24 protein-coding genes and 1 pseudogene are annotated in these 24,808 nt (G+C 41.0%); 13 read left to right on the top strand and 12 right to left on the bottom strand.

The window, feature by feature from the left end; all coding sequences use genetic code 11:
• Window positions 1–10: 10 nt before the first annotated feature.
• Together V7K56_RS33320 and V7K56_RS33315 are read right to left on the bottom strand one after the other, a co-directional pair.
• The gene (locus tag V7K56_RS33320) at window positions 11–1,183 is read right to left on the bottom strand and encodes an AAA family ATPase (protein ID WP_334917836.1); all 1,173 of its coding nucleotides are present in this window, start codon (window positions 1,181–1,183) and stop codon (window positions 11–13) included.
• A gap of 137 nt (window positions 1,184–1,320) precedes the next feature.
• A complete protein-coding gene (locus V7K56_RS33315) occupies window positions 1,321–2,523 on the bottom strand; it encodes a phosphoglycerate kinase (RefSeq protein WP_334917834.1) in 1,203 nt (400 codons plus the stop codon).
• 89 nt (window positions 2,524–2,612) lie between these two features.
• Here V7K56_RS33315 and V7K56_RS33310 point away from each other — a divergent pair, with 89 nt between their 5' ends.
• The 3 genes from V7K56_RS33310 to V7K56_RS33300 all read left to right on the top strand — a co-directional run bounded on the left by V7K56_RS33310 (window position 2,613) and on the right by V7K56_RS33300 (window position 5,717).
• The gene (locus tag V7K56_RS33310; protein WP_334917891.1) at window positions 2,613–3,023 is read left to right on the top strand and encodes a universal stress protein; all 411 of its coding nucleotides are present in this window, start codon (window positions 2,613–2,615) and stop codon (window positions 3,021–3,023) included.
• A 521-nt stretch (window positions 3,024–3,544) separates the two neighbouring features.
• Window positions 3,545–4,564 (top strand): (S)-8-amino-7-oxononanoate synthase BioU, encoded by a 1,020-nt coding sequence (bioU, locus tag V7K56_RS33305; protein WP_334917832.1) that lies wholly within the window; start codon window positions 3,545–3,547, stop codon window positions 4,562–4,564.
• 199 nt (window positions 4,565–4,763) lie between these two features.
• Window positions 4,764–5,717, top strand: a complete 954-nt coding sequence (locus tag V7K56_RS33300; RefSeq protein WP_334917830.1) for an alpha/beta fold hydrolase — start codon at window positions 4,764–4,766, stop codon at window positions 5,715–5,717.
• A 35-nt stretch (window positions 5,718–5,752) separates the two neighbouring features.
• Here V7K56_RS33300 and V7K56_RS33295 read toward each other — a convergent pair whose 3' ends face one another.
• Window positions 5,753–6,118: a BON domain-containing protein gene (locus tag V7K56_RS33295; protein ID WP_334917828.1), complete on the bottom strand. Its 366-nt coding sequence runs from the start codon at window positions 6,116–6,118 to the stop codon at window positions 5,753–5,755.
• A gap of 270 nt (window positions 6,119–6,388) precedes the next feature.
• Here V7K56_RS33295 and ilvN point away from each other — a divergent pair, with 270 nt between their 5' ends.
• The gene (gene ilvN, locus V7K56_RS33290; protein WP_069069184.1) at window positions 6,389–6,907 is read left to right on the top strand and encodes an acetolactate synthase small subunit; all 519 of its coding nucleotides are present in this window, start codon (window positions 6,389–6,391) and stop codon (window positions 6,905–6,907) included.
• A 335-nt stretch (window positions 6,908–7,242) separates the two neighbouring features.
• Here ilvN and V7K56_RS33285 read toward each other — a convergent pair whose 3' ends face one another.
• From V7K56_RS33285 to V7K56_RS33265, 5 genes are all read right to left on the bottom strand, one after another.
• Window positions 7,243–7,416: a hypothetical protein gene (locus V7K56_RS33285; RefSeq protein ID WP_334917825.1), complete on the bottom strand. Its 174-nt coding sequence runs from the start codon at window positions 7,414–7,416 to the stop codon at window positions 7,243–7,245.
• A complete protein-coding gene (locus V7K56_RS33280; protein WP_334917823.1) occupies window positions 7,392–7,541 on the bottom strand; it encodes a hypothetical protein in 150 nt (49 codons plus the stop codon). Before V7K56_RS33280 ends, V7K56_RS33285 begins: the two co-directional genes overlap by 25 nt.
• A gap of 183 nt (window positions 7,542–7,724) precedes the next feature.
• The gene (locus V7K56_RS33275) at window positions 7,725–8,075 is read right to left on the bottom strand and encodes a PIN domain-containing protein (RefSeq protein WP_334917821.1); all 351 of its coding nucleotides are present in this window, start codon (window positions 8,073–8,075) and stop codon (window positions 7,725–7,727) included.
• A gap of 6 nt (window positions 8,076–8,081) precedes the next feature.
• Window positions 8,082–8,306, bottom strand: coding sequence for a hypothetical protein (locus tag V7K56_RS33270; protein WP_334917819.1), 225 nt, complete (start codon window positions 8,304–8,306; stop codon window positions 8,082–8,084).
• A gap of 551 nt (window positions 8,307–8,857) precedes the next feature.
• Window positions 8,858–10,648 carry a DVUA0089 family protein gene (locus V7K56_RS33265; protein ID WP_334917817.1) on the bottom strand — a complete coding sequence of 597 codons (1,791 nt, stop codon included), beginning with the start codon at window positions 10,646–10,648 and terminating at the stop codon, window positions 8,858–8,860.
• A gap of 1,382 nt (window positions 10,649–12,030) precedes the next feature.
• Here V7K56_RS33265 and V7K56_RS33260 point away from each other — a divergent pair.
• Window positions 12,031–13,205, top strand: a pseudogene (locus V7K56_RS33260) (ISH3 family transposase).
• A gap of 215 nt (window positions 13,206–13,420) precedes the next feature.
• Here V7K56_RS33260 and V7K56_RS33255 read toward each other — a convergent pair.
• Window positions 13,421–14,203 carry an alpha/beta fold hydrolase gene (locus V7K56_RS33255; RefSeq protein WP_334917813.1) on the bottom strand — a complete coding sequence of 261 codons (783 nt, stop codon included), beginning with the start codon at window positions 14,201–14,203 and terminating at the stop codon, window positions 13,421–13,423.
• Window positions 14,204–14,499: 296 nt separating this feature from the next.
• Between V7K56_RS33255 and V7K56_RS33250 the strand changes: the two genes are divergently transcribed.
• Together V7K56_RS33250 and V7K56_RS33245 are read left to right on the top strand one after the other, a co-directional pair.
• Window positions 14,500–14,910 carry a ribosomal maturation YjgA family protein gene (locus V7K56_RS33250; RefSeq protein ID WP_334917811.1) on the top strand — a complete coding sequence of 137 codons (411 nt, stop codon included), beginning with the start codon at window positions 14,500–14,502 and terminating at the stop codon, window positions 14,908–14,910.
• On the top strand, window positions 14,894–15,121 hold the full coding sequence (locus V7K56_RS33245; RefSeq protein ID WP_334917809.1) for a DUF167 domain-containing protein: 228 nt from the start codon (window positions 14,894–14,896) through the stop codon (window positions 15,119–15,121). The genes V7K56_RS33250 and V7K56_RS33245 overlap by 17 nt, the downstream gene beginning before the upstream one ends.
• Window positions 15,122–15,243: 122 nt before the next feature.
• On the opposite strand, the gene V7K56_RS33240 is transcribed toward V7K56_RS33245, so the two are convergent.
• Entirely contained in the window at window positions 15,244–15,855 is a 612-nt protein-coding gene (locus V7K56_RS33240; protein ID WP_334917807.1) for a glutathione S-transferase family protein, read from the bottom strand.
• A gap of 197 nt (window positions 15,856–16,052) precedes the next feature.
• Between V7K56_RS33240 and V7K56_RS33235 the strand changes: the two genes are divergently transcribed.
• The 4 genes from V7K56_RS33235 (at window position 16,053) to V7K56_RS33220 (ending at window position 18,597) form a co-directional block, all read left to right on the top strand.
• Window positions 16,053–16,754, top strand: a complete 702-nt coding sequence (locus tag V7K56_RS33235) for an SOS response-associated peptidase (RefSeq protein ID WP_334917805.1) — start codon at window positions 16,053–16,055, stop codon at window positions 16,752–16,754.
• Between the two features lie 254 nt (window positions 16,755–17,008).
• Complete coding sequence (locus V7K56_RS33230; RefSeq protein WP_334917803.1) at window positions 17,009–17,530, top strand: photosystem I assembly protein Ycf3; 522 nt, start codon at window positions 17,009–17,011, stop codon at window positions 17,528–17,530.
• Between the two features lie 164 nt (window positions 17,531–17,694).
• Window positions 17,695–17,985, top strand: a complete 291-nt coding sequence (gatC, locus tag V7K56_RS33225) for an Asp-tRNA(Asn)/Glu-tRNA(Gln) amidotransferase subunit GatC (RefSeq protein ID WP_334917802.1) — start codon at window positions 17,695–17,697, stop codon at window positions 17,983–17,985.
• 351 nt (window positions 17,986–18,336) lie between these two features.
• A complete protein-coding gene (locus V7K56_RS33220) occupies window positions 18,337–18,597 on the top strand; it encodes a MoaD/ThiS family protein (RefSeq protein WP_334917800.1) in 261 nt (86 codons plus the stop codon).
• A gap of 61 nt (window positions 18,598–18,658) precedes the next feature.
• On the opposite strand, the gene V7K56_RS33215 is transcribed toward V7K56_RS33220, so the two are convergent.
• A complete protein-coding gene (locus V7K56_RS33215; RefSeq protein ID WP_334917798.1) occupies window positions 18,659–19,516 on the bottom strand; it encodes a lysophospholipid acyltransferase family protein in 858 nt (285 codons plus the stop codon).
• A gap of 895 nt (window positions 19,517–20,411) precedes the next feature.
• Window positions 20,412–21,848 carry a carotenoid oxygenase family protein gene (locus V7K56_RS33210; RefSeq protein WP_334917796.1) on the bottom strand — a complete coding sequence of 479 codons (1,437 nt, stop codon included), beginning with the start codon at window positions 21,846–21,848 and terminating at the stop codon, window positions 20,412–20,414.
• Between the two features lie 246 nt (window positions 21,849–22,094).
• On the opposite strand from V7K56_RS33210, the gene V7K56_RS33205 reads away from it, so the two are divergent.
• Window positions 22,095–23,648 (top strand): YcjF family protein, encoded by a 1,554-nt coding sequence (locus V7K56_RS33205; protein WP_334917794.1) that lies wholly within the window; start codon window positions 22,095–22,097, stop codon window positions 23,646–23,648.
• Between the two features lie 336 nt (window positions 23,649–23,984).
• Window positions 23,985–24,497: a hypothetical protein gene (locus V7K56_RS33200; protein ID WP_334917792.1), complete on the top strand. Its 513-nt coding sequence runs from the start codon at window positions 23,985–23,987 to the stop codon at window positions 24,495–24,497.
• Window positions 24,498–24,808 lie beyond the last annotated feature (311 nt).

Raw genomic sequence — 24,808 nt, 5'->3', positions numbered from 1 at the left:
ATTGCTACTACTAGTAAGGTAATCCTCTAAGATATCCCTCAGACCAGAGATCACCTAAGCCTGCTTGAGATTCTATAAAATGTTTAGCATCATGGATTTGGTCAGCCCTTGTAACAGTTGCATAACCCTTCTCATCACGTTGGAAAATCCAGCGTTGTCTAGCATCTTTTATTGTGTTAACAAAAAATGGCGAATGGGTAGAAACAAATACTTGTGCACGTTGCGAGTAAGCCTGGGCTTCCTCACTCAAAGAATCAAGCAGTCGATGGTGCAGTCCATTTTCAGGCTCCTCAATGCAAAGTAACTGAGGAGGATTAGGGTCATTTAATAATATCAAATACGCTAGTAATTTTAGTGTTCCGTCTGAGGAAAACCTTGCTAGGAACGGTTTATTAAAAGGTGCATCTTTAAATAAAAGAGCTAATCTGCCATCAATCGTTGGCTCCGATTCCACATTTTCTAACTGGGGAACACGGCTAGCCAGTAACTTCAAAATTTTGGATAAAGTTTCTTGATGTTCATCAGCAAGGTATTGAACTACATTGGCAATATTGTCTCCTTCACGAGAAAGATTTTCCATTGCACCAGCAGTCGCTAGTTGACGAGCTTGATCTGGTATGAAATAAGAGAGAAACCATTCCTCAATAAAACGGCGCAAACTAGCAATGCGTGGGTTATCTGATAATTGACCTATAGTTTTAATAGCCAGGGAACTGGGGTCATCCATTTGATAATGAATCCTTTTGTCATTAATTTCGGGATCTTCACCACTAATTACTTCACCTCCACCATTTTCAAACTTAAGAAAATCAAATGGTTTTCCATGAGAACCGCGCTTCCATTTAAGAGTTTCTCTTGAAACAATTGGCGCTCCATTTTCTAAAGCAATAGCAACTGTATAGGTGATTTTAGGAGATTTATTATCTTCCCGATACTTAATTACAATTTCAATTTCTTGACCTTGACAATCACGGGAGATAACTTCTTGAAATCTTCCTCGCTTTTCTAAGGCTTTGCGAACATTAGTAGTAAGGCAATCTGAAAGAAAACCTATCACATCAAAAAAAGTAGTCTTGCCACTACCATTAGGCCCAAGGAAAACAGAAAAAGGTTTGATATCTTTTAGGGTAATATTTTGCATAACCTTATAGTTTTTGACAGAAATTTCTTCAATTCTTGCCATTACGCTTTCACCTCCACAACTTTGGTAGTATGGTTGCCAAAAATGCTAATAAATACAGTAAGGGTACGGTATACCGCACCCTTACTACAATTGTCAAAAACTACCAGATTTTTTCAGTAACTTAAGAGCTAATTTTGTTAAGCATCATCTAAAGCTGTAATTCCAGGTAATTCCTTGCCTTCAAGTAACTCCAAGCTAGCGCCGCCGCCAGTGGAGATATGGCTCATTTGATCGGCTAAACCAACCTTTTCCACAGCTGCTACTGAGTCGCCACCGCCAATGATGGTAGTTGTGCCAGTTTTACCGATATCAGCAAGGGTATGAGCTATCGCTTCTGTACCTGCGGCAAACTTATCAAATTCAAACACACCCATCGGCCCGTTCCAAATTACTGTTTTGGTATCTGCAAGGGCTTCTTGGAAAACTTTTACTGAGTCTGGGCCAATATCCAAACCCATACCATCATCGGGGATGTTCTCAATGCTGACGGTTGTCGCATTAGCATCAGGAGCAAACTTATCTGCTGATACAATATCCGTGGGTAACAAGAAGGTAACGCCCTGTTCCTTAGCTTTAGCTTCCAAAGATTTCGCTAGTTCTAGCTTGTCTTCTTCCACCAAAGACTTACCAACATTCAAACCACGGGCTTTGTAGAAGGTGAAAATCATCCCACCGCCGATGATCAGCTTGTCGCACTTCTCCAGCAACGTTTCTATTACGCCAATTTTACTGGAAACTTTGGAACCACCAATAATTGCTGCCAAAGGACGTTGGGGATTTTCAATGGCGTTTTGGAGATATTCTAATTCCTTCTCAACCAAATATCCAGCTACAGAAGGACTGAGGAATTTGGTAACGCCTTCAGTAGAAGCATGAGCGCGGTGTGCAGTACCAAAAGCATCATTTACATAAAAATCAGCATTAGCTGCCAATTTTTTCGCAAATTCTGGATCGTTTTTCTCTTCTTCTGGGTAAAAACGGACATTTTCCAGTAATAGCACTTGGCCATTTTGCAACGCGCCAACTTTAGCTGCAACTTCATCACCAATGGAATCATCAGTTTTAATGACTTCTTGCCCCAGTAACTCAGACAGACGCTTGGCAACGGGAGTTAGGCGTAATTTGTCATCCACACCCTTGGGACGGCCAAAATGGCTGGTGAGAATGACCTTAGCTCCCTTCTGCGTCAAATCTTGGATGGTTGGTAGAGCAGCGCGAATGCGAGTATCGTCAGTAATGTTGCCTTGATCGTCCACAGGCACATTGAAATCAACCCGCACTAAGGCACGTTTCCCAGAGATATCAGCCGAAGATAAACTTGCTAAACTTTTTTTGGACACACCAATCTCTCCTGATTGCCTTTTTGTTATTGTTTTGAAAGTAGAACCATCAAGATTTTACCGGAGTCAGGGGTACCCAAGTGACAGATATATTTAAGACGGTATTATTTCCTATCGATCAAAGCCGGGAAACGCGGGAAGCTGCTGATGTTGTCACCAACGTAGTCAAAAAGTACAGCAGTCGCTTGGTGCTGCTGTCTGTGGTAGAAGAACCGCTTCCAGATGCGCCTAGTGCTGATGATCCGATGGTGTCGCCAGAGGTAGTTGCGAAACTGCTGGAAAATGCCCAATCTTTATTTTCTGGGCAAGGAATTCAATCTGAAATTCTGGAAAGGCGAGGCAAACCAGCTTTTACGATCTGCGATGTTGCCGATGAAATCGGGGCAGATTTAATTATTATGGGCTGTCGAGGGCTAGGCTTGACTGAAGAAGGAGCTGATGATAGCGTTACTACTCGCGTGATTAACCTTTCCCCTTGCCCAGTGCTGATTGTGCCTTAGCAGTGTGTTGCTCAATACTAGTAAATTTAAGTAAAAAGTAAAAAGTAAAAAGATAATACCCATAATTAAAATTAGGGGATTTTGTTGCCGACGCTTTTTTCTCGACGGCAGTTCGTTCAAGTCGGGAAACCCGCCCACACGGCTGCCTTTGCTGTGCGTCTCGAAAAAACTCTTGACTTTTTTTCATTAATAAATTATTGGGCTTGTGACCCTATAAATATTACTTCTTTACTTTTGCCTTTTAACTTTTTACTTTTGCCTTGGTTGGTCAAGTTTAGCCAGTATTCTTGAGCTTTGTTCTAGGTTGCCAGTTGCGACCATTGCTTTAAATCTGGTATATTTTCAGTCAAAAAACTCAAAAGTGATCGCTCACAGATAAATATCTGCAATATCCAGCTAAAGAACCCAGGATAATGAATCATAATTAATCTCTATAGCTTTGAGTTATCAGCCATCAGTTACCAGCCGGAAGCTGAGATGCAGAATACTCTAGGCTTTTAATTCAACTTAACGAATTAACTATGAATTCTGAACAAATCAAAAATCCTCTAAATATTTCGCCAGCGATACGTGTGGGAGTACTGGGTTTCGGCGGACTTGGACAAGCAGCCGCTAAGGTAGTTGCTGGTAAACAAGAAATAATTTTAGTTGCAGCAGCAGATCATAAAGGCTACGCTTATGCTGCTGACGGTTTAAATACTGAAGAATCCATTGCAATCTATCAGTCCCGAGGTTCAGTGGGTTATTTAGAGCCAATTGGTACATTAACAAATCAAAGTATTCAGGATTTAATTGAAATAGCTGAAGTAGATGGGTATTTTTTGGCTTTACCCAACCTACCCAATGACTTTATTCCCACTGTCGCCAAGGAATTTATCAAATCTGGTTGGCGTGGGGTACTAGTAGATGCGATTAAACGCACCACTGCTGTAGAACAACTCTTAGCGATGAAAGAGGAACTACAAGCCGCCGGGATTACCTATATGACAGGATGTGGTGCTACCCCTGGACTATTAACAGCAGCAGCAGCTTTAGCCGCTCAAAGTTACGCCGAAATTCATCAAGTTGAAATTACCTTTGGGGTGGGAATTGCTAATTGGGAAGCTTACCGCGCCACTGTTCGGGAAGATATCGGCCACATGCCTGGTTATACAGTAGAAACTGCCAGGGCGATGACTGACGCCCAAGTAGAAGCACTACTAGATAAAACTAATGGCGTGCTGACCTTGACAAATATGGAACACGCTGATGATGTGATGTTAGAAGTTGCAGGGATAGTAGGGCGCGATCGCGTTACAGTTGGTGGTGTAGTTGATACCCGCAATCCCAAAAAGCCCCTCAGTACCAATGTGAAGGTAACAGGACGTACCTTTGAAGGGAAGATTTCCACCCATACCTTTACTCTCGGAGATGAAACCAGCATGGCAGCTAATGTCTGTGGCCCTGCTTTTGGTTATCTTAAAGCTGGCAGACAATTGCACCAACGCGGCATCTATGGAATATTCACCGCTGCCGAAATTATGCCCCAATTTGTCAGGTAAATAGGGAATGGGGACTGGGGAGCAGGGGAGACAAGGGGACAAGGGGACAAGGGGACAAGGAGGACAAATCAATTCAAAATTCAAAATTCAAAATTCAAAATTAAAGAACTTCTGCCTCCTGCCTCTTCTTTTTCAATGCCCAATCCCCAATTCCCAATTCTTATAATGGTATTTCAGCGCTGATAAATTGGAGGTAGGTGTGACCACTACGGTACACTGGCAGGAACGGGTTGGTAATCAAAGAGATTGGATTTGGCGTGGCTGGCAAACCCGCTATACTTACATTCGCCCTAGCCAAAGTCACCCCAATACAACACCACTAATTCTGTTACATGGCTTTGGTGCTTCCATTGGTCATTGGCGACATAATTTAGAGGTGTTGGGTGAGCATCACACAGTTTACGCCATAGATATGTTGGGTTTTGGCGCTTCTGAAAAAGCCGCAGCTAATTACAGCATCGAACTCTGGGTTGAGCAGGTTTACGATTTCTGGAAAACATTTATCCGTCAACCAGCGATATTAATAGGCAATTCCAACGGTTCACTGATAGCTATGGCCGCCGCCGCCGCCCACGCGGATATGGTGCTGGGTATGGTAATGATGAGTTTACCAGATCCGTCATTAGAACAAGAAGCAATTCCTCCTGTGCTGCGCCCACTTGTCACAGCAATTAAAAATATTGTCGCTTCACCGTTGATACTTAAACCTGTATTTAACTTCGTACGCCGTCCAGGGGTGCTGCGTCGCTGGGCTAGTCTCGCCTACGCTAACCCAGAAGCGATTACCGATGAACTCATCGAAATTTTAGCAGAGCCTCCCCAAGACCGAGGTTCAGCAAGGGCATTTAGTGCTTTGTTCAAAGCGACGATTGGAATTAATTTCAGTCCCAGTGTCAAGAAAGTATTACCAACCTTAACAATTCCCATGCTTTTAATTTGGGGACAAAAAGATCGGTTTGTGCCGCCAGCCCTGGCTAGCCAATTTGCCCAATATAACCAGAAGTTGGAACTGCTAAATCTGGAAGACGTAGGGCATTGTCCCCATGATGAATCTCCAGAACAAGTTAACCAAGCGATTTTAGATTGGATTGAAAGATGGGTTAGCGTAGGCGAAGCCCGCCGCAGGCATCGCCAACCTTTGGTTATTCCCTAAATGTTATGCTTTGTGTGCGATCGCATCAGCAGTAACTAGCCAATCGTCGCCTGGTTAGTGTCAACATCTGTAGCACCATTTACAGAACGCGCCACAGAAATCATTTTGTTGAGAATTTCTTGACTGGGAACTTTACCTTTCAACACTACAGTGCTACCCGTCTGAGCAACCCAAAGGGTATCAACATCGTCGAGTTGGGGATCTTCATCAAATGCCAACGCTACCCGCTTTGCTAAACCACTTTGGTCATATTCTCCGCTTAATCCTAGACGTTCTGGAGGTATTGATTGCGTAGCACTAGCGACATCACTACTAGGAGCTTGTTGTACAGCCTGTGGAGCCGGATTTACTTCTGCATTTTGAGGTTTTTCCATTCCAAACAATCTTTGTAGCCAACCCATAAAACCTTTTCTCCTATTAGAGGCTTATCAAATCTGAGTATAAAAGGTTTGCCACAAATGCTGCATCTGTCAACAAAAAGATATGCATTCAACGAAATTTTTGCTTGCGATCGGATTTATAAACAATTTATCGATTGAGAATGCAATGAGTGCAGCGCTTAAGTTTACAATAGAAGGTCGCACTGAAAATTTAGTGCGGTAGTAGGTCTAGCGTTGCCCTTTGCTAGTGTCTGCGTTACTCAATTCCTGCTCTAGCCTCTGTTGGCGAAGATGAAACATACCCTTTCAGTTCTTGTAGAAGATGAGGCGGGTGTTCTTTCCCGCATTTCTGGTTTATTTGCGCGTCGCGGCTTTAATATTGAAAGCCTTGCTGTTGGCCCTGCTGAACAAGGAGGAGTCTCCCGAATTACAATGGTTGTCCCTGGTGACGATCGCGTGATCGAGCAACTCACTAAGCAACTGTATAAGTTAGTCAATGTCCTAAAAGTCCAGGATATCACCGAAACTCCTTGTGTAGAGCGGGAATTGATGCTTTTGAAGGTGAATGCTAGTAGCAGCAATCGCTCAGAAGTAATCGAATTGTCTCAAATTTTCCGGGCGCGAGTCGTGGATGTGGCTGAAGATTCTCTCACCTTAGAAGTTGTGGGAGATCCAGGTAAAATGGTAGCGATTGTGCAAGTATTACAAAAATTTGGTTTGAAAGAAATCGCTCGCACTGGCAAAATTGCCCTAACTCGTGAATCAGGCGTGAATACCGAGTTACTCAAATCTTTGGAAGCAAAGGTTTAGTTGGGAATTTAAATCAAGACTTAGAAATACTCAACCGCAGCAGAAGTTATAGTGGCAATTGTTACTATTATCAGGCGATCGCTTTTGGGTAGGGGTCGTTTGGGGCTATGAAGGTTAATATTTTGGAATCTTTTGGATCTTTGCGCCGTCAAGCACCATTATAAGTTGGATTTATGCCAAGCGCGATCGCATCCCGCTACTGATAACAGAGGCGAGTGCACCGCATTAAGCCAAGATAAAATACTTTTCCATGCTAATTTTTCGGTTTCGGTATATTTTAAGGATGATTTTGGATACGCCACCAAATATTTGGAGTTCTACCCCCGCAATACACCTTAATTGATTGGTTTGGTGCGTTGAGCTGTCGCTAACGCAACCAACAAGACAGGCGATCGCACTGCTGATCCCTCGATTTTGGCGATCGCTTCTTCTGGTGAGACATTACCATAAATCACAGACATCATCCCTGGCAGGTATTCATCCATCATCGTGACATTGGCGTAAACCACGCGATGAGTTCGTTGTTTTGTTTGATTAGAGTTAGGGCGATCGCGCGAATGGTTAGGGGTGTTTGGGAGGAGTCGTGTAGGGTTAGTTCAGTGTTAAGTTGATGAGTTTCAGTATGATCTGCCATACAAAGATGTGATTAAAGTTGCAAAATATCTTTATCAAATATCTTTAGGATATGCTGGCAGCGAATTCCAGAGGTAATTCCAGGGATTCTTAAGTTTTTGAGCATTTCCTACAAGCTGCTGTTTTCAAAAAACTGGTTAAAGTTTTTTCGTTTCAATCCCTCTTCGAGTTTTTTATCCCCTGTCTACAATAAGCCCTCGAATTCCAATGTTAGTGCTACGTGGGGAGTATCGCTTTCGTCAATATTTTGACATAAAGCGTAGGCTGTTGCTCGATTTTCCGGGGAAATTAAATCTTCTTTATAAAGAGTAATTCGTTTCAGCAATATTTGGTAAATTCGCACTATTTCATCTTCTAATAGTTGGCTGACTTTAACTAATTTCTCCTTGCGTTTAAATAGTTCAACCACAACTTGCTCGCAGACGAAAAAACGGCAATCTGAGCCTATGAGTATCTCGGTAAAACTAGATTGACTCTTTAGCAACGCTGAAAATAATATATTGGTATCAACAATAATCAGCTGTTGTCTTGACACTACCGACTATCCTACAAATTTATGCTTGATTTTTAACCACACATCGCTGTCTATTTCATCAGCTAAGATGGTGGCTTGCTCTTGAGTTAGATTACTGCGTTTTCTAATTGTCTCTAACTCCAGATATTCTAAAAATTTAGTCAGGCTTTCAAGATCAAGAATATTCTTATTGAATTTGATGATAATGTCTTGGTTGTCAAGTGTAATATTATACGATGATTTTTCCGGCATGATATTCTTCTAGCTAGCGAATGCGCTTTTGAGAGGTACTGGAATTATTATGGCAGACTTAGTTGGTGGGTATTGCTGACCTGAGTTAGTGGAATGTGTTTCGGTAATATAATTGAGTTTCAGGGTGGTTTCGATTGTAATGTCTGGTTCTGAGAGGAATTTGCCAATGGCGTAAAAGATGCTTTTTGAGTTTGGCCACCAAACGGTCTATACGCAAATTGAGAAGTTTGTTCTGATGCTTGGGAATTATAAAAGCTGGATGAGGGACTTTTGAGGGATTTCATCGGTTTTATTGCAACTATTGACAATTCAATTTGTCTAGGTGATTAGTTTTGTTTATCATTTACCTAAAATTGCAATTATCAAGATAATTTTAGAACGCTAATCAATTAGAAACAATTAAGATGTGTTGCTCTTGGAGATAAGTACTAGTTTGTAAATAGTCTCATGTCAAATAAAGGAGAACACGTTGCCGTGTTCCCCTAGTCACGAGGAAAAGTATCCTTGAATCTGCCTTCTGATATTAGTACTTTCTTAAGTTAACAATGTTCTTATGTAATACTGACTCCTAGTGTATAAGAAAAATCAGGATTAGAACTGCTACCAGAGAAAATTCCGCCATCTTCAGGCAAGAAAGCATATTTACTCACTGAAATGTAGTACGTACCTGCACTCAGGGAACTGGTAATTAATGACGAATTGCTACCGCCATTATCGTCGTTCGTTTGCAGTAAATTCTTAATCCCAGTATCGTCAAACAGTCCCAGAACTGTATCTCCTGATGTCACTGTCTTAATAGTGACAGTTCCTGGATTTGCTAAAGAAAATTTAAAAAAGTCGAAATCGGGATCGCCCCCTGGTTGAACTGTGGCAATCTGGGCTGAAAGATTAATGTTTGAGCCTGATGATAAGGAACCTAAACCTTCAGCAGTAGCCAGTGTGTTGTTTGTACCTTCTCCAGGATTTTCCCCCTCAAAGAAAAGGAAGTCATCACTATCAAGTCTGAGATTGTTTTTCCCCAGCACAATACCTATGATCTCATCTGGTTCTGCTCCCGGTTTGTCTGAGAATATTTGTGTATTGCTGCCAACAACTTGCAGGCGATAGTCCTGTAAAGATCCTTTGAGTTCGATTCGATCTAGGCTAGAGTCGAAGTCAGTGATAGTAGCGTAGTCCCCAAAGCCAGAACTTGCGTTGTTGTTATCGTCGTAGAAAATATTTACAGCGTCCCCCAGGATAAATCTATCTGCCCCAGTCCCACCAGTTAAGGTATCAGTTTCTCCTAATCCGGGTGGAAGCGGACTACCAGGAAAAGTACCAATGAGGATGTCGTTTCCAGATCCCCCATTGAGTATTTCATTACCCGGCCCGCCTTGTAGGCTATCATTACCGTCCTCACCATTGAGGATATCATCGCCATTACTACCGTCTAGCGTATCATCACCTGCTCTTCCATTTAGAGTGTTATTAGAAGTATTACCAAAAAGGAAGTTGTTAAGACTGTTACCTGTCCCAGTAATGTTGCCACCTTCTCTTAGCCTCAGGTTCTCCAGATTAGCTCCTAGTGTGTAGCTGACAGAAGACCGGACGGTATCTATGCCTGAATTTTCAGCCTCTGTAATGGTATCAAGAGTCGTGTCAACGAAGTAAGTATCATCACCTGACCCTCCATTCAAAGTGTCAATACCTAAACCGCCATTAAGTGTGTCATCGCCATTATTACCGGATAACTGGTTATTTTGGCTGTCACCAGCAATGCTGTCATTTCCATTTGTGCCGATGACATTATCAAAGTTGACTGCGATAAATGACAATTTACCCAAACCAGGAACATTATTGGCAGCCAAACTTTGGGTTTGCAGGTTAACTGCGATAGATACCCCAGCCACAGATTGGGATGCATCTATAGTGTTATTGGCGACCTTAGCATTAGCAATAACCTTTTCTACTTTAAAGAGTTGGTCTTTCCCCAATCCCCCAGCTTTTTGAATAGTTCCAACACCTGACAAGGTAATGCTTTGACCTAATTGACTGTAATCTGCGGTATCAAAGCCATCTCCGCCATCAATGTTGTTGTTACCCTGACTACCTTTGAAGGTGTCACTGCCTGCATTACCTTTTAAAGTATTGTTTCCTGTGCCCCCATCAAGTGTATCATTGCCATCTCCACCGCTGAGAGTGTCGTTCGCCGTCCCACCTGCAAGGGAATCGTTACCAGCCAAACCATTCAAGATATCGTTACCGGAAGTACTATTGGCATTACCACCACTAGCCCAGCCAACTATGGTATCATTTCCCGAACTCCCATTTATCGTGTCAGGATTTGTAGTACCGAAAGCCATATTATCTCTCCTAAATTTCTCACTAAATATGTAAGTTCAGCATCAATCAAAAAACTGTTTATCAGTTCAATGTAGATTACTTGTCATTTGCGTAATTTCATACTGAAAAAAATTAACTATTTAGTTAGGAACTTCTCAAGAAAAAATCTCCAATTACTTACTGTGGGCTGATCCGAAAAGCCAGCCCTTGGTTGCAAGCGAAACGCCTACTCTAAAAAATCAGATAATTTATTTCCTGATAATCCATTAATTTATTACGCAAATGATTGAGTAATTAGGTCAAATATTTTGGTTTTTTTCCAACTGGTTGAACCCATGCTGTAACTATTTAATTATCATGAAGTACAAGGTTACATGAACTTATTTACTAAATCTTCAAAATACTCAAGAAATCCGATTCATAATATATTGATATAAGACTCCGATTTGATTTATGAAAACATACTGAGACTGAAAAGCCTGTTTTCTTAGGGTTTTATCTAAAATCTTGTTCAAAAATCAGATATGAGTCCTATATATGTTTGTCAACTTCAAATTAAATATTTTTTAAAATCTACTGATTTATTTGGTTAATGTTGGCAGTTTTTTTAGCTGATGAGGTTTGTGATTAAGTGAGGTTTCGAGCTCATTTCTTTTTGTTAAAAAACTATTTACAGCAGTTTTCTTTTACATGAAGTACAAAGTTACGGGTTTTGAGGCAGGAGGTGAGGCAGCCCCCGTCTTGGCGGTTCCCGTCGATGGGGGACTGCCGAACCCGAAGGGCAGGAGGTAAAAACTATTTTTACCTGATGTTAAGTCTTGCATTTTGTACCTTATTTACTTGCAAACTGCTGTATGTATTAAAGAAATATTTTTTAAATAGATAAGTTAAATTTATATATATCCAGAATATTTTTATGTTTAATAACACTTGAGCTTTACATAAATTTTATATACTTTTTTGGAAATTAGCGATCTCTGCGGTTTTTGCTAGTCTACGCATACCCACAAAAACCATCTAAACAAATGTCAATGAAGAAAAGCCGATCTCAAAGACATGTTTCAGATTGTGTACTAATGAAAGTAAAAGAAAAGTAGTAATTTCGGATAAAAACTCATGCACCAAGCTGTGGGGTGATAAATATGAATATTTAGTCATATATTGCTTCCCTGTAGATCAATACATCCTAAATCTGTATTTGGAGCAATAGCCCATGTACAGTAAACCAAAAAGTTTTCTTAAAAGGGCGATCACTACGCACGCCGCAGGTATCAGTCACAAATGACTACAGAAAAGTAAGTATTATAAAATACTCATTACATAAGAAATAATTATAATATTTTGAACCAGTGTAAAATATGAAATGATGAAAATGGTATGTTGTAATATTGGCTCTCTAAAATTGACTCTTTCATCTCATCAAATTACCACAGAAAGTGAGTCTACAAAAGAACTCGCTTTAACCGATTCAGAAACTCTTGATGAAGTTATTAAATGTTTAGTAGAAAATTTTTCAATTGAAACTCAAGGGGTATGTGACCAACAAACTTTATTCGAGATTCTCATAAAGGCAGCCAGCAGTGGAGACAGTATTGAGAATACAGCCAAACTATTAAAGAATGTTCCCACAGCAAATGATATTAGATATCATCTCAATAAAATTAACAATTTTGAGAAATTAGAGACACAAATAAATCAAATATTGAAAAGCCGAATTCCTCTGGGATTAAAAAAAGGATGGTTAAAAATAGCGATTGATTTAAACTTAATTTGCTACTATGGTAAGCCAAAACTAGAGGAATTACCATACATATATCGCAACGAAGCCAAATCTGGTACTAATTTATTTTATGCCTATGCAACTTTATATGTTATTACTAATAACAAGCGTGTAACTCTTGCAATAAAAGGTGTTCGACGATTTGATACCAGTGTCGCAATTATTACTTATTTATTGGCAGAACTTGACTCTCTTAAAATAAATGTAAAAAAGCTTTACCTAGATAGAGGTTTTTTTTATACTCCTGTGATTCGTTGGTTGCAGGCATTAGATATTTCATTTCTCATGCCTGCTATCAAGACGGGGAAACAAGGAGGAATAAAACAATTACTAAAAGGGGAAAAAAGTTATAAAACTACTTATACAATTACCAGAGATAAAGATGATACGGTTACATTTGATTTATGGATTATCTGCAAATATGGAAAGGGTAAACGTAAGAAACATGGAATACAATACTTTGCTTATGTTGCTCACAAGGTCAAAACAAATTTAGATTATATCTATCAAGATTACAGAAAAAGATTTGGTATTGAAACTAGTTATAGACTCAAAAATGTTTGTCGGATTAAAACGAATAATAAAAATCCGGCACTGAGATTACTCTTTGTTGGTATATCCTTTCTTCTAGTTAATATTTGGATTAATCTTCTTTGGCTTAAAATCAGTCATAAGAGGAAAGGGAGTCGATTAATTTATCGTACTCTTTTACACTTAAACAGATGCTAGCCTTTTTATCTCAAGCTATTCAGCGTAAATATCAAGTAGTCAAAGGCATTTATATTCCATCAGGTTAGCGACAAGAAATTATTAATCAGCAAGTTATTAAGTAATCATTATCTATCTTACGTCTGCGGGTTAAAGGATTGGAGATGAAAAAGTACTATAAGCTACAAAATATTTGGAGTTGTTGCTTAAGACAATGCGAACAACACGGTTCGCTTGTCACTAAGAAGTATTTGCGACACAACCAAATGTAGTGCCACCAAAAAACTGAGTTAGTTCTCATGCGTCAGATACGACTGAGCAGCTCTCTTGCGGCACTCGCCACTGCATCAGGGGACTCGATCGGTGAAAGGTGTCCGACACCTGGCAACACCGTAAAGGTGGTCTGCGGCAGCAAGGACGAGAACGCAACCCGAAGAGCAGATTCATGTTCCACTTGGTCACGATCGCCGATCACCACACTGATCGGCACTGTTACTGAGGTCAGACCATCACTGATATCCTCGATCATGCCGCGGTTTGTCCAGGCTTGCTTCGCGCCTGATGTACCGCCAAGCGTGTCCGTGATCACCTGCTGACACAGCGAATTGGAAAGCGGCGTACCAGATAGGATGGGTAGCGCCTGTAGCACACCCTCGTGGGTTTCATAGGATGCTAGCATCGCCGATCTCTGCTCTGCTGGGACTGGCATCGGCGTAGGCGGGGCGGGTGCTACTAACAGGAGACCAGCAAGCCCAGGCGGATGTCGTTTCGCGACAATTTGTGATACCTTACCCCCCATTGAATGACCAACCAGCACATAGCGATCAAGCTTGAGGGTATTGATGACGACCTGCACGTCATCCGCCATCGAATCGAGATCGTAGCGTCCGTTGGTGGCAACAGAGGCTCCCCATCCACGCTGATCGATCGCGATGCAGCGTGATTGGCTGTCTAATTGATCGATCACCTGCTGCCACGAACGGGACGAGCCGCCCCAGTAGTGCAGGAATAGGAGAGAAGGTTCGCCTGAACCAGTGTCCATCACATTTAAAGTTGCGCCGCTTGTTTGAATAGTTCTTTGTGGCATGATTTCTCCTTTTTATAATACTTACTTCTTTATAATACTTACTTCTCTGTAGTCATTTGTGACTGATACCTGCGGCGTGCGAAGCGATCGTCCTTTTAAGAAAACTTTTTGGTTTACTGATGTAGGATTGAAAGGGGACTGAAGCCAAATCAGAGCGCCTAAATTGGGGATTCTTGAAAAGTTGAATGAGGATTCAAACCCTAACCAAATCTTACTTATATTTTTTCCCTAGTATCCAGAAGAGACTTATAGTCATTCCGCTGCTAAAATCTTGCATAGTCTTTAGTTTATAGAAAATGCTTCGATACCGTAACCAAACAATATTTATTATTATTTCTGTGCTCATCGTTGTACCGATAGGATTTTTGTTTAAGTATTATAATGGGCCTGCCCATCATTGGTTTAATGACTACGGAGCAGCTGTATTTTACGAAATATTTTGGTGTTTGTTTGCGTTTTGGTTTTTCAGAAGTCGTGCAGCGGTAATCCAAATTCCTATATGGGTTTTTATCATCACCTGTATACTAGAATTCTTGCAACTTTGGCATCCGCCACTATTAGAGCAAATTCGCGCCACCTTGATAGGTAAATTGTTACTTGGTACGACCTTTGTTTGGTGGGATTTTCCTCATTATGTATTAGGTTCTGTTTTAGGTTGGTTGTGGCTGCGACAATTACACGGAACAGGTTATGCAAAAAAAAGTTAAGGTTAAACCTAATTCAAAACAGCAAAAAATTGAAGAACAACTTGATGGCAGTTTGATTGTTTATTTAAAATCGCTCCCAGTTGATGGTAAAGCTAATGAAGAGTTAATTAAACTACTAGCAAATAAATTTGATGTACCCAAGTCTCATATCAGAATTAAGTCAGGTTTCTCCTCTCGGCAAAAGCTGATGGAAATTGATACAAACATCTAACTGCTGCTTAATAATACCTTTTTTGAAGACTATGCTGCCTTCTAAATGTGAGCTACATTCCACCCAGTACATTTTCTACTATAGATAATAAACGAGAGATAGAAACTTGCAAAATCTAATTTTTATGCCTGGGTAATACTGATATACCTTGGTTGAGTTTTGACTCTTTCTATCCAAGCTTGGATAGCAGGATATTGTGTTAAATCAAACCCACCTTCATTGGCTACATGAGTATAAGCGAACAAGGCAATATCAGCAATCGTATAACGTTCTCCCACAAAAAAATCTTGAGAAGTTAAGTGTTTGTCCATCAAGTTAAGTGCTGCATAGCCTGGTTCGCGTTTTTGTTTAATAGCTTCACTATATTCTTCAGCTTTACCTAGAATAGAAATCAAAAATCTTGATGTAGCAATAAAAGGCTCATGGCTATATTGTTCAAAAAATAACCATTGCAGCACCTGCGCTCGTAAAAAGCGGTCATAAGGTAAAAACTCTGTACCTTCACTGAGATAAACCAATATGGCATTTGATTCTGCCAAATATTTCTTTGGCTCGATTTCCAGAACAGGTATCTTACCGTTGGGATTTTTACTTAAAAATTCTGGTGTTCGACTCTCGCCTTTTAAGAGGTTAATCTCTATCCTCTCAAAAGGCATACCTAGTTGTGTCAATAAAAGACGTATCTTATAACCATTACCAGAAGGTAAAAAATCGTACAAATGCAGTAGTTCCATGTTAAAATACAGTTAGGAATATGTTGATAAGTGAATGTTCAAAATACAATATTTTACCAAAAGATTTTCCCAAAACCGGATATTTTTTTTGTATTTGGTATCTGAACGTGCTACATAAAATTATTTGAGAAAATAAAAAAATATTATTTATTTCTAGATTGAGATGTTTAATTTAGTTAATGGTCGGAAAGAAAACTATGTGTGGAAGATTTACTTTAAACCAGTCAGCAGCAGGATTATCTAAAGTTTTCCATGTCGAGTCAGTTCCCGATTTGGCAGCCGAATATAACATTGCGCCTACGCAAATGGTGGCGACAGTGTTACAAAATCCCGAAAGCGAAAAGCGGGAATTTAAGCAGTTGTATTGGGGATTAATTCCATCATGGGCGAAAGATGCAGGAATAGGGGCAAAGCTGATTAATGCTAGGGCAGAAACTGTTGCTGAAAAACCTGCTTTTCGTTCGGCTTTTAAGCACAGACGCTGTTTAGTGCTAGCTGATGGCTTTTATGAGTGGCAACGCCAACAAGGTAAGAAGCAGCCATTTTATTTTCGTCTTCGAGATGAACAACCCTTCGGTTTTGCAGGTTTGTGGGAGAGATGGCAATCGCCTGCTAACGAAGAAATAATTTCTTGTACAATTTTGACAACGGCAGCTAACGAATTACTCCAACCCATCCACGAGCGGATGCCAGTGATTCTGGAGCCACAAGATTACGATTTATGGCTAGATTCCCAAGTGCAAACGACCCAAACCTTACAGCAGGTATTGCGTCCATATCCAGTGTCAGCAATGATTGCATATCCAGTTAGCACCTTGGTAAATAACTCTCGACATAATAGTTCAGAATGTATCGTACCTCTGAGTGAGAAGAATGCCCCCGTAAATCAGTTAAATTAACTATTAAGTGAACTAGGGGATTGGGGAGATAGAAAGATGAGGGGCAGGGGAATAGAGGGACAAGGGAGCAAGGGGACAAGAAGACAAGGGATAATTATTGAACAAGTCTCTCTTTGAAGTTTTGATGCCTACGGCGGGCTGCGCCAACGCCAAAAGCCGGCGCTTAGACTTCTCTCCTTGTCTCCCCCCTCTTCCTTGTCTACCTTGTCTCTTCTCCATGCCCAATGCCCCATGCCCAATATCCAGAGAGAAATATGCCAAGAACACAAAAAAACGATAATTTTATTGACAAATCCTTTACTGTGATGGCGGATATCATTCTGAAGATCCTGCCAACTAACAAAAAAGCTAAAGAAGCGTTTGTTTATTATCGAGATGGTATGTCGGCCCAAGCGGAAGGGGAATATGCCGAGGCATTGGAATGCTATGAAGAAGCTCTAACACTAGAGGAAGATACCAACGATCGCGGCTATATTCTCTACAATATGGGGCTAATTTATGCCAGCAATGGCGACCACGACAAAGCTTTAGAACTATATCACAAAGCAATTGAGTTAAACCCACGTATGCCCCAAGCCTTGAACAACATTGCTGTGATTTATCACTACCAAGGTGAAAAAGAAAAAGAAGCTGGAGATAGCGAGGCTGGCGAAGCACTTTTTGACCAAGCAGCAGACTATTGGATTCGCGCTATTCGCATGGCCCCCAATAACTACGTCGAAGCCCAAAACTGGCTGAAAATCACCGGGCGATCGCAAATTGACGTATTCTTCTAAAAGTGATGAGTTAGGAATTATTAATCAATCACTCCTAACTCCTATGTAGACGCGATTAATAATTATCGCGTCTCTAACTGCTAACTTTTGTATAGACGCAATTAATCGCGTCTCTATTTGTACAGGCGTGATTAATCGCGTCTCTAACTCCTAACTAAAAAAAGATGATTGACCAAGAACAAGTTCACAAAGTAGCTAATCTTGCTCGTTTAGAATTGACTTCACAAGAAGAGAAACAATTCACTACCCAGTTGGGAAGTATTCTGGACTATATCGAACAATTGAATGAACTTGATGTCAGTAATGTGCTGCCAACAACACGCGCAATTGATGTCAGCAATATCACACGAGAGGATGAATTGCAACCCTATCCTGACCGGGAAAGTATTCTCAACAGTGCACCTGAACAGGAAGGCGAATTTTTCAAAGTACCAAAAATCCTCAATGCTGAATAGTCAAATAATTTGGGATTTTAGATTTACGTTTAATGTGAATTAAGTGTTGAAACCCTTGTAATTGCGTTGATAATTCCAAAATTATGATTTTGGACAATCTCAAAACCTTACGGTACAAGAGGCGTTTTTAATTCACATCAGGCGTGATTTGCAATTTTAGATTGACGCCTCAAGTCGGGAAACCCTTTCGGCAGTTCCTCCTGGGGGGAACCCCCTCTGAGCGACAGCCTCACCACGGCGCTGTCTCGTCTTGGCGGTTCGATAAATTAAGCTTTTTAGCAATTTTTGCGTAAGTCCTATACATTATTGGCAACTATTAAAATACTTGCTCGTACTGCCAAAGTATGTTCTATGTCTAAATCTTTAATCACCGTTACCGTCAAATTGTTCGCTGCTTATCAAGAAGCCTTTAGGGTTTCGGAACTCGTGCTGGAATTCCCTAATAGTATGCCAGTCAAAGCAGTATGCGATCGCCTTATAGCTGAACACCCTGAACTCTCACAATGGCAAGATATAACCCGTTTTGGGATTAATTTGATATTTGTCGAACCAGATACCCTACTACAAGATGGGGATGAGGTTGTATTGATTCCACCAGTTAGCGGTGGCTAGGAAAACAGTTAGGAGTTAGGAGTAATAAATTAAAGATTCAAAACTTCTAACTCATAACTATTCAAAGAGAATTGGTCTTAGCAGTTAGCTTTATTAAGTTATCTAACTCTTGCTGCATCTGACTAACAACTAATTCATAACATTCATTGACATAGTAGCGATCGCTAGCTGCTTGGCGACCGTAGCGTTCAAATACAATTGGTGGACAAACTCGCGTATATATGGGCACTGGCAATGGAATATTCGGCAATGGGCCAATTGCTAATCCCCAAGGCAGTCCGAGATAGATTGGGAAAACTTCTGGATCGATACCTAATAGCCAAGGCATTCCCCACTTGTGGAGTTGCTGCACAACTTTGTAGCAGTCAGCAATTATAATGAGTGTATCGTGAGCGCCCCAGGAAATCACAGGCACAATCGGCACATTTTCCCGTAACGCTAACTTGATAAACCCTTGTCGCCCTGCTAAGTAAATTTTGTTACGTAAATAATTTGGTCGGAAGACATCTTCGGCTCCACCGGGATAAACTAGCAGACTCGCTCCAGAGCGTAAGGCAGTGTAAGCCATTTTTGGATGAGCGATGATTGCTCCAGCCTTGGCGACTAATTGCGCTAGTGGCGTGCTAACTTGCCAAGCCTTGGGATGCATCAAACCATAAACTGGTTTCTCTACACCAAATCGTCGGAACCAGTCGTACATCATCATTGCCATATCAGGGGCTGCGAGTCCACCATTGTGTGAACCAACAAATAGGACTTTTTGTTGCGGTGGAATATTCTCCCAGCCACTAGTTTGAACTCGAAAATAGTAGTGATACAAAAAGTCAAACAGGGGCATTAGAGATTCTATGAACTTTGGATCTCGCTCATCCAAAGACCAACCGGGTTTTTTGTTTAAGAAATGTTGCTTTTTTGACATTGAGACATTTTAATAGGATTGGCAAAGTTCAAACAATCCCTTGTTTAGATATAACTCAACGTGAGTTCGGGTTAATGAGGTTAATTTAACGTTTACTAGCTAAAACAATACAAACACGTTGGCAGATACCAGAATAAATCAACCGTATAATCGAGGGTTTCAGCTTATCCCGAACTCAGGTAAAAATTTATAATTATTTTCTATTGTTTTTTTTCATGATTATCTTAGTTCAAGAGCTTTAATAACAAAGAATTCAGGAGTCAGGAGCCAGAATTAAAAATTGAATTCTGTGTGACTGGTGGATGAATAACTGGGTTTAACTCCCCCACCAAATCTCTGCTGAAAGTGGTCTTCAATCAGTGGCGGGTTTGAATCCCCCACTGATTGATTCTGACTCCTGAATTCTGACTTCTGAATTCTTCTTCAAAGTGTAATTGACATCTACGATTATTGATTCCACTTTTTGGCAAAACATTTGAATAAATAATGAAACAATTACTTTAAATGATATTTTCAGCTGGTTTAATTATTGTGGTTACTATGTATTTAGTGTAAACCTATGCGCGACAGAAATCCTTGGACTATGTGGATAGTGGTTGTAGTGGCTGTTAGTGCAACGGCGATAGGCATTCACAATTTTGAATGGTTCTTAAATGTTACTTGTCTGGTAGATACCATGCCCACTGCTAGTAGACATTGCAAGCATCTGCACTAGCTTTAGTAAGCTCCTTTGCATAACTAGGATTATTTCATGTTTATTTTGATACGACCCGAAGCTGACAATTACCCCGCTAAGTAGTAATGCTATGGGGTTTCTCCTCATGATTTTGGACTTATTTTCAGATACCAATATGTAGGATACTACGTTTTTACACTTAGCAATATTTTTGAATTTTTATGCTGGGTTCCAAGTCCCGTGGAAGCTGTGGGGAATGATGCTAGGTAATCCTAGTTTGCAAACTGGTTCTGCATTCAGGCGATCGCTATCAAATACCCAAACTTCACTACTATGAGAATTACCATCGTATACAACGGTTAGCACCCAACCTTGCTTGGGGTTTTGGGCATCTTGGGCGTAGATGGGTTCTGAAGGATAGCGGTTTTCTCCTAAGTCTGCTTCAGTAAGGGTTTCAGTTTTGTAGTCGAAGCGGGCGATCGCACCAAACCATTCTTTGCCTATATCTCCTCTTTGGGGCATTAATGATATGTAAGTATAGCGCCAAGGTTGCCCAACTTGCAATCGCTGCACTACAGGAAATTCACACTTGCGGTTGACAACTTCCTGTATTGCTGTCACTTTACCAGTTTGAGGATTGAGGCGCACTTGCCACAATGCTCCTTTAGTAACTGTGTGCGTCTCACCAGTTGCGAATTCTCTAAGATATTCATTAGTTTGGTGAAAATCTGCATATCGCACCATGTCTAGAATCACGGAACCGTCTTTATCTTCATAGCCGTTGCCAAAATGCCAATTGAACCAAGGATCGGTTTCACCACGACTCACTAAGGATAAGTTTTCCCGGTCGAAGATTAACACCTGGGTTCCTAATTGAGGTTCCCACAACAGAGATTCACTAAAAGTAGTCAAACCTAGCAAAAGTGACAGCATTTTTAGCCGCATCGGTGGCATGAAAAATACCAGATACCTTTGAGTTAAAACAAAATCATGCATTATCGAGTAGCGATCTAGCTTAAAAGCCGTTTTTTGGATAATTTTGCCCGTGTCATCGCTTTTGTAGAGATTCAGTTGCACAGAACTTCCGATACTGATTCCAAAGTTAAAAATCTCGCCTGTTTGTGGATCACGCTTGTAATGAGCAGAATAAGGTAATCCGTTATTTAAAGCACCTAAATCATCCAATCCCTTCGTTTCTAAAGTTTGCAAATCAAGACTATATGGATTGGTTGCTTCCCATAAAGCCAACAGTTTATCAGGTAAAGCCAAAACTGAAGTGTTCGCTGCATTTTTGATTTGTTGACCCCAGCGCTTCCAGATGGGGCCTGGTGGATGCATATTATAGACACCATAAAGAAACCTATCCGCTTGAGTTTCAGCTAAATATTCTGCTGTTTGCACATAGCGATAGACTCCGGTAGCACCTGCATCTGTAAAATGGACACCGAGAATTGCCCCATCTCCATCAAACCAATGTCCCACGCGTTGGCCACCACGTTCTAGCCGTGCGGGGCCATTGCGGTAAAGTGTGCCACGCAAGCCATCTGGAATTTTGCCAGAAATAATTGACAGTTGAGTAAGGGGAAATTCTTTTGCTGGTTGTGCGATCGCACCAGCCCAGGATTTATTTATTGACTTTTTAGTAATAGTCTGCATACTAAAACTTTTGGAAATATTGATAATGTAGACAATTGCATTCTTACATTGTTGCAATTTTTTAAAGATGTAAAAAATGGAGTGAGCATTGTTAATTTATCAAAAAAGCCTGTTTTCCTCCTGCCCCCTGCCTCTTGCCCCCTGCCCCCTGCCCCCTGCCTCCTTCTCACTACTCTGGTAAAAAATGCTGAAACTATTAAGATTAGAAGCATCTGCCTACTGAATACTTACTAAACTTTCCCACCCATGCCTCTGTCACGCATAGTAACGCTGATTGTCGGTCTAATCGTCATTTTAGGGCTAGTCCTATGGCTAATTGATTCCCTATCACGCCTCTATTGGCAATTGTCCTATTCGCCGTTGCTAGGCAATTTGTTGCTGTTATTGCTGATTGTCCTGATTGGAGGTTTGGTTGCCGCTTTTGTCTATTATGTATTGGTGATTCAGTCAGGGGAAAAGCGATCGCGTCGCAACCCAAAGCGAGTAACTGCGGCGCAAGTTCCGGCTGGTAAATCTGACGCTGCTTCTACAACTCTCCAGGCTGTGCGACAACAAGTAGCGCAAATTCAAGATGAAGTCACACGCCAAGCTCTATTAAGTCGATCGCGAGAAATTGAAGCCAACCTAGCACGCGGTGAAATTCAAGTAGTCGTATTTGGTACCGGAAGTGCTGGCAAAACTTCTTTAGTAAATGCGATTATGGGACGCATGGTCGGTCAAGTGGATGCACCGATGGGTACAACTCAAGTTGGAGAAACTTATTGTTTGCGGTTGAAGGGATTAGAACGCAAGATTTTAATTACGGATACGCCAGGAATTTTAGAAGCAGGGGTGGCGGGAACAGAACGGGAACAAATGGCGCGAGAACTGGCAACAGAAGCAGATTTACTGTTGTTTGTAGTGGATAATGATTTACGCCGCTCAGAATATGAGCCGCTGCGAGGGTTGGCAGAAATTGGCAAGCGATCGCTCCTAGTTCTCAACAAAACTGATTTATATACAGATGAAGATAAAGAATCCATCCTCGCGAGATTACGTCAACGGGTACGAGGATTTATTGCTACTAATGATGTGGTAGCGATCGCAGCTAATCCCCAATCTGCACAACTCGAAACTGGTGAAATCTTCCAACCGGAACCGGATATTGTGCCTTTGTTGCGGCGCACGGCTGCTGTTTTACGCGCTGAAGGTGAAGATTTGGTAGCAGATAACATTCTTTTGCAATCTCTACGATTGGGAGACGAAGCACGAAAACTCATCGATAGCCAGCGTCGCCGTCAAGCTGACAAAATCGTGGAACGATTTCAATGGATTGGTGCTGGTGTGGTATCAGTCACGCCGATACCAGTGGTAGATTTGCTGGCGACAGCTGCTGTTAATGCTCAAATGGTTGTGGAAATTGGCAGAGTCTACGGCTGTGAATTGAATATGGAACGGGGACGAGAATTAGCCCTTTCTTTGGCGAAAACGCTTGCCAGTTTGGGCATTGTCAAGGGAGCAATTCAATTATTATCTACAGCGTTGCAACTTAATGTTGCCACCTTTATTGTTGGTAGGGCGATTCAAGGCGTGACAGCAGCTTATTTAACGCGAATTGCAGGTAAAAGTTTCATTGAATATTTTCGTCATGACCAAGATTGGGGTGATGGTGGAATGACGGAAGTTGTGCAGCGACAGTTTCAGATTAATCGCCGAGACGAATTTATTAAAGCTTTTATTCAAGAAGCGATCGCGCGAGTAGTGAAGCCATTAACAGAAAAATCTGAGGTGGTTGAGGAAGATACGGAAGCTAAGGGTTAAAATATGCGATTGAAGACCGTCCACATCCACCAAAACCCTACAAACTAGATGGTAATCAACAAGAACCTATTTCACTATTATAAAAATCCCTACTTCTTTTCGTAAAATGTGCTTAAAAACCTTGATTTTTCGTTACCTAAAACAGCATTGCGTATAAGAAAGTAGCAATTTATCAAACACAAGTAGGTTAACCTTTTTCAGCTTCTATTTCCAAATTTGTAGCTATCTCGGCTCAACCTCAATATTGAATAAAATTTATAATTACTCACCGGGTTCTCTGCTGACGTGCTGCGTCGTGTTTAATAAGTTTATATACTGATAAACAGGTAGAGCATAATGAAAACTCGTAATGCTTTTGTTCAGTTAACGATTTGTGTACTGTTAGCACTCACAACTACTTTTTTCGTGAATTTGCCTAGAGTCTTAGCTCACCCCACAACGGATTGTCGCCCAATTGTGACAGGCACGTACCTCACGACCACCTCTGGTGACTTCGGTTCGTATCGTAGTCTTGTAACGTTCACCCAAGATGGTAACTTTTTTGCTAGTGCTTCAAACCAAAGTGGTGATTCCTTTGTCAAACCTTATGGTAATTCACAGGGCAGTTGGAAGTGTACCTCTTCCACACAGATTACTGCTACGATACCAAACTTCATTTACCCAACAGCAACGTTAGCAGGTGCAATTGCCAGAGGCGATCTTCGTGCGACATTTGATCCAAGAAATGGGACAGTGCAAGCAACAGCAACACTGAAGGAGTTTGCTCTCAATGCAGATCCACTCAATGATGATGCCTCAATAGTGGGGACGATCGCTTTCACAGGGCAGCGTGTTAAACCCGGACAATAACTAATCATTTGTTGGGAATCAAATGTCGATCATCAGTAAAATTATGTCCATTTTAGCAGGTGTATTTTTGAAGTACTCCTGCTTCAATTTTTTAAGGCCCACTAGTACCGCAAGGCGGAAGTCAAAAGTCAAAAGTATTACGGAATGAGCTTTTTTGGGTTTTTAAATAGTTGTTCTATTTACGCCTTGCGGTACTAGCCTACGGCAACGCAAAGCGTAGCTTACTTCTTTGCAGGAGTACGCATCTATAAAATCGCCCAAAAGCTTACTTTGTAAGCTTTATAACTTTTGATAGATTATTCTATCAATAA

It is taken from the genome of Nostoc sp., assembly GCF_036917535.1.
Classification (GTDB): Bacteria; Cyanobacteriota; Cyanobacteriia; order Cyanobacteriales; family Nostocaceae; genus Nostoc.
This window is presented reverse-complemented; position numbering and strand designations above follow the sequence as displayed.

Bases quoted from the DNA above. Each gene is read 5' to 3' on its own strand.
- V7K56_RS33320 (WP_334917836.1), bottom strand. From the start codon at position 1,183: ATGGCAAGAATTGAAGAAATTTCTGTCAAAAACTATAAGGTTATGCAA.
- bioU (WP_334917832.1), top strand. From the start codon at position 3,545: ATGAATTCTGAACAAATCAAAAATCCTCTAAATATTTCGCCAGCGATA.
- V7K56_RS33295 (WP_334917828.1), bottom strand. From the start codon at position 6,118: ATGGGTTGGCTACAAAGATTGTTTGGAATGGAAAAACCTCAAAATGCA.
- ilvN (WP_069069184.1), top strand. From the start codon at position 6,389: ATGAAACATACCCTTTCAGTTCTTGTAGAAGATGAGGCGGGTGTTCTT.
- V7K56_RS33280 (WP_334917823.1), bottom strand. From the start codon at position 7,541: ATGGCAGATCATACTGAAACTCATCAACTTAACACTGAACTAACCCTA.
- V7K56_RS33270 (WP_334917819.1), bottom strand. From the start codon at position 8,306: ATGCCGGAAAAATCATCGTATAATATTACACTTGACAACCAAGACATT.
- V7K56_RS33265 (WP_334917817.1), bottom strand. From the start codon at position 10,648: ATGGCTTTCGGTACTACAAATCCTGACACGATAAATGGGAGTTCGGGA.
- V7K56_RS33255 (WP_334917813.1), bottom strand. From the start codon at position 14,203: ATGCCACAAAGAACTATTCAAACAAGCGGCGCAACTTTAAATGTGATG.
- V7K56_RS33250 (WP_334917811.1), top strand. From the start codon at position 14,500: ATGCTTCGATACCGTAACCAAACAATATTTATTATTATTTCTGTGCTC.
- V7K56_RS33245 (WP_334917809.1), top strand. From the start codon at position 14,894: ATGCAAAAAAAAGTTAAGGTTAAACCTAATTCAAAACAGCAAAAAATT.
- V7K56_RS33240 (WP_334917807.1), bottom strand. From the start codon at position 15,855: ATGGAACTACTGCATTTGTACGATTTTTTACCTTCTGGTAATGGTTAT.
- V7K56_RS33235 (WP_334917805.1), top strand. From the start codon at position 16,053: ATGTGTGGAAGATTTACTTTAAACCAGTCAGCAGCAGGATTATCTAAA.
- V7K56_RS33230 (WP_334917803.1), top strand. From the start codon at position 17,009: ATGCCAAGAACACAAAAAAACGATAATTTTATTGACAAATCCTTTACT.
- gatC (WP_334917802.1), top strand. From the start codon at position 17,695: ATGATTGACCAAGAACAAGTTCACAAAGTAGCTAATCTTGCTCGTTTA.
- V7K56_RS33220 (WP_334917800.1), top strand. From the start codon at position 18,337: ATGTCTAAATCTTTAATCACCGTTACCGTCAAATTGTTCGCTGCTTAT.
- V7K56_RS33215 (WP_334917798.1), bottom strand. From the start codon at position 19,516: ATGTCAAAAAAGCAACATTTCTTAAACAAAAAACCCGGTTGGTCTTTG.
- V7K56_RS33210 (WP_334917796.1), bottom strand. From the start codon at position 21,848: ATGCAGACTATTACTAAAAAGTCAATAAATAAATCCTGGGCTGGTGCG.
- V7K56_RS33205 (WP_334917794.1), top strand. From the start codon at position 22,095: ATGCCTCTGTCACGCATAGTAACGCTGATTGTCGGTCTAATCGTCATT.
- V7K56_RS33200 (WP_334917792.1), top strand. From the start codon at position 23,985: ATGAAAACTCGTAATGCTTTTGTTCAGTTAACGATTTGTGTACTGTTA.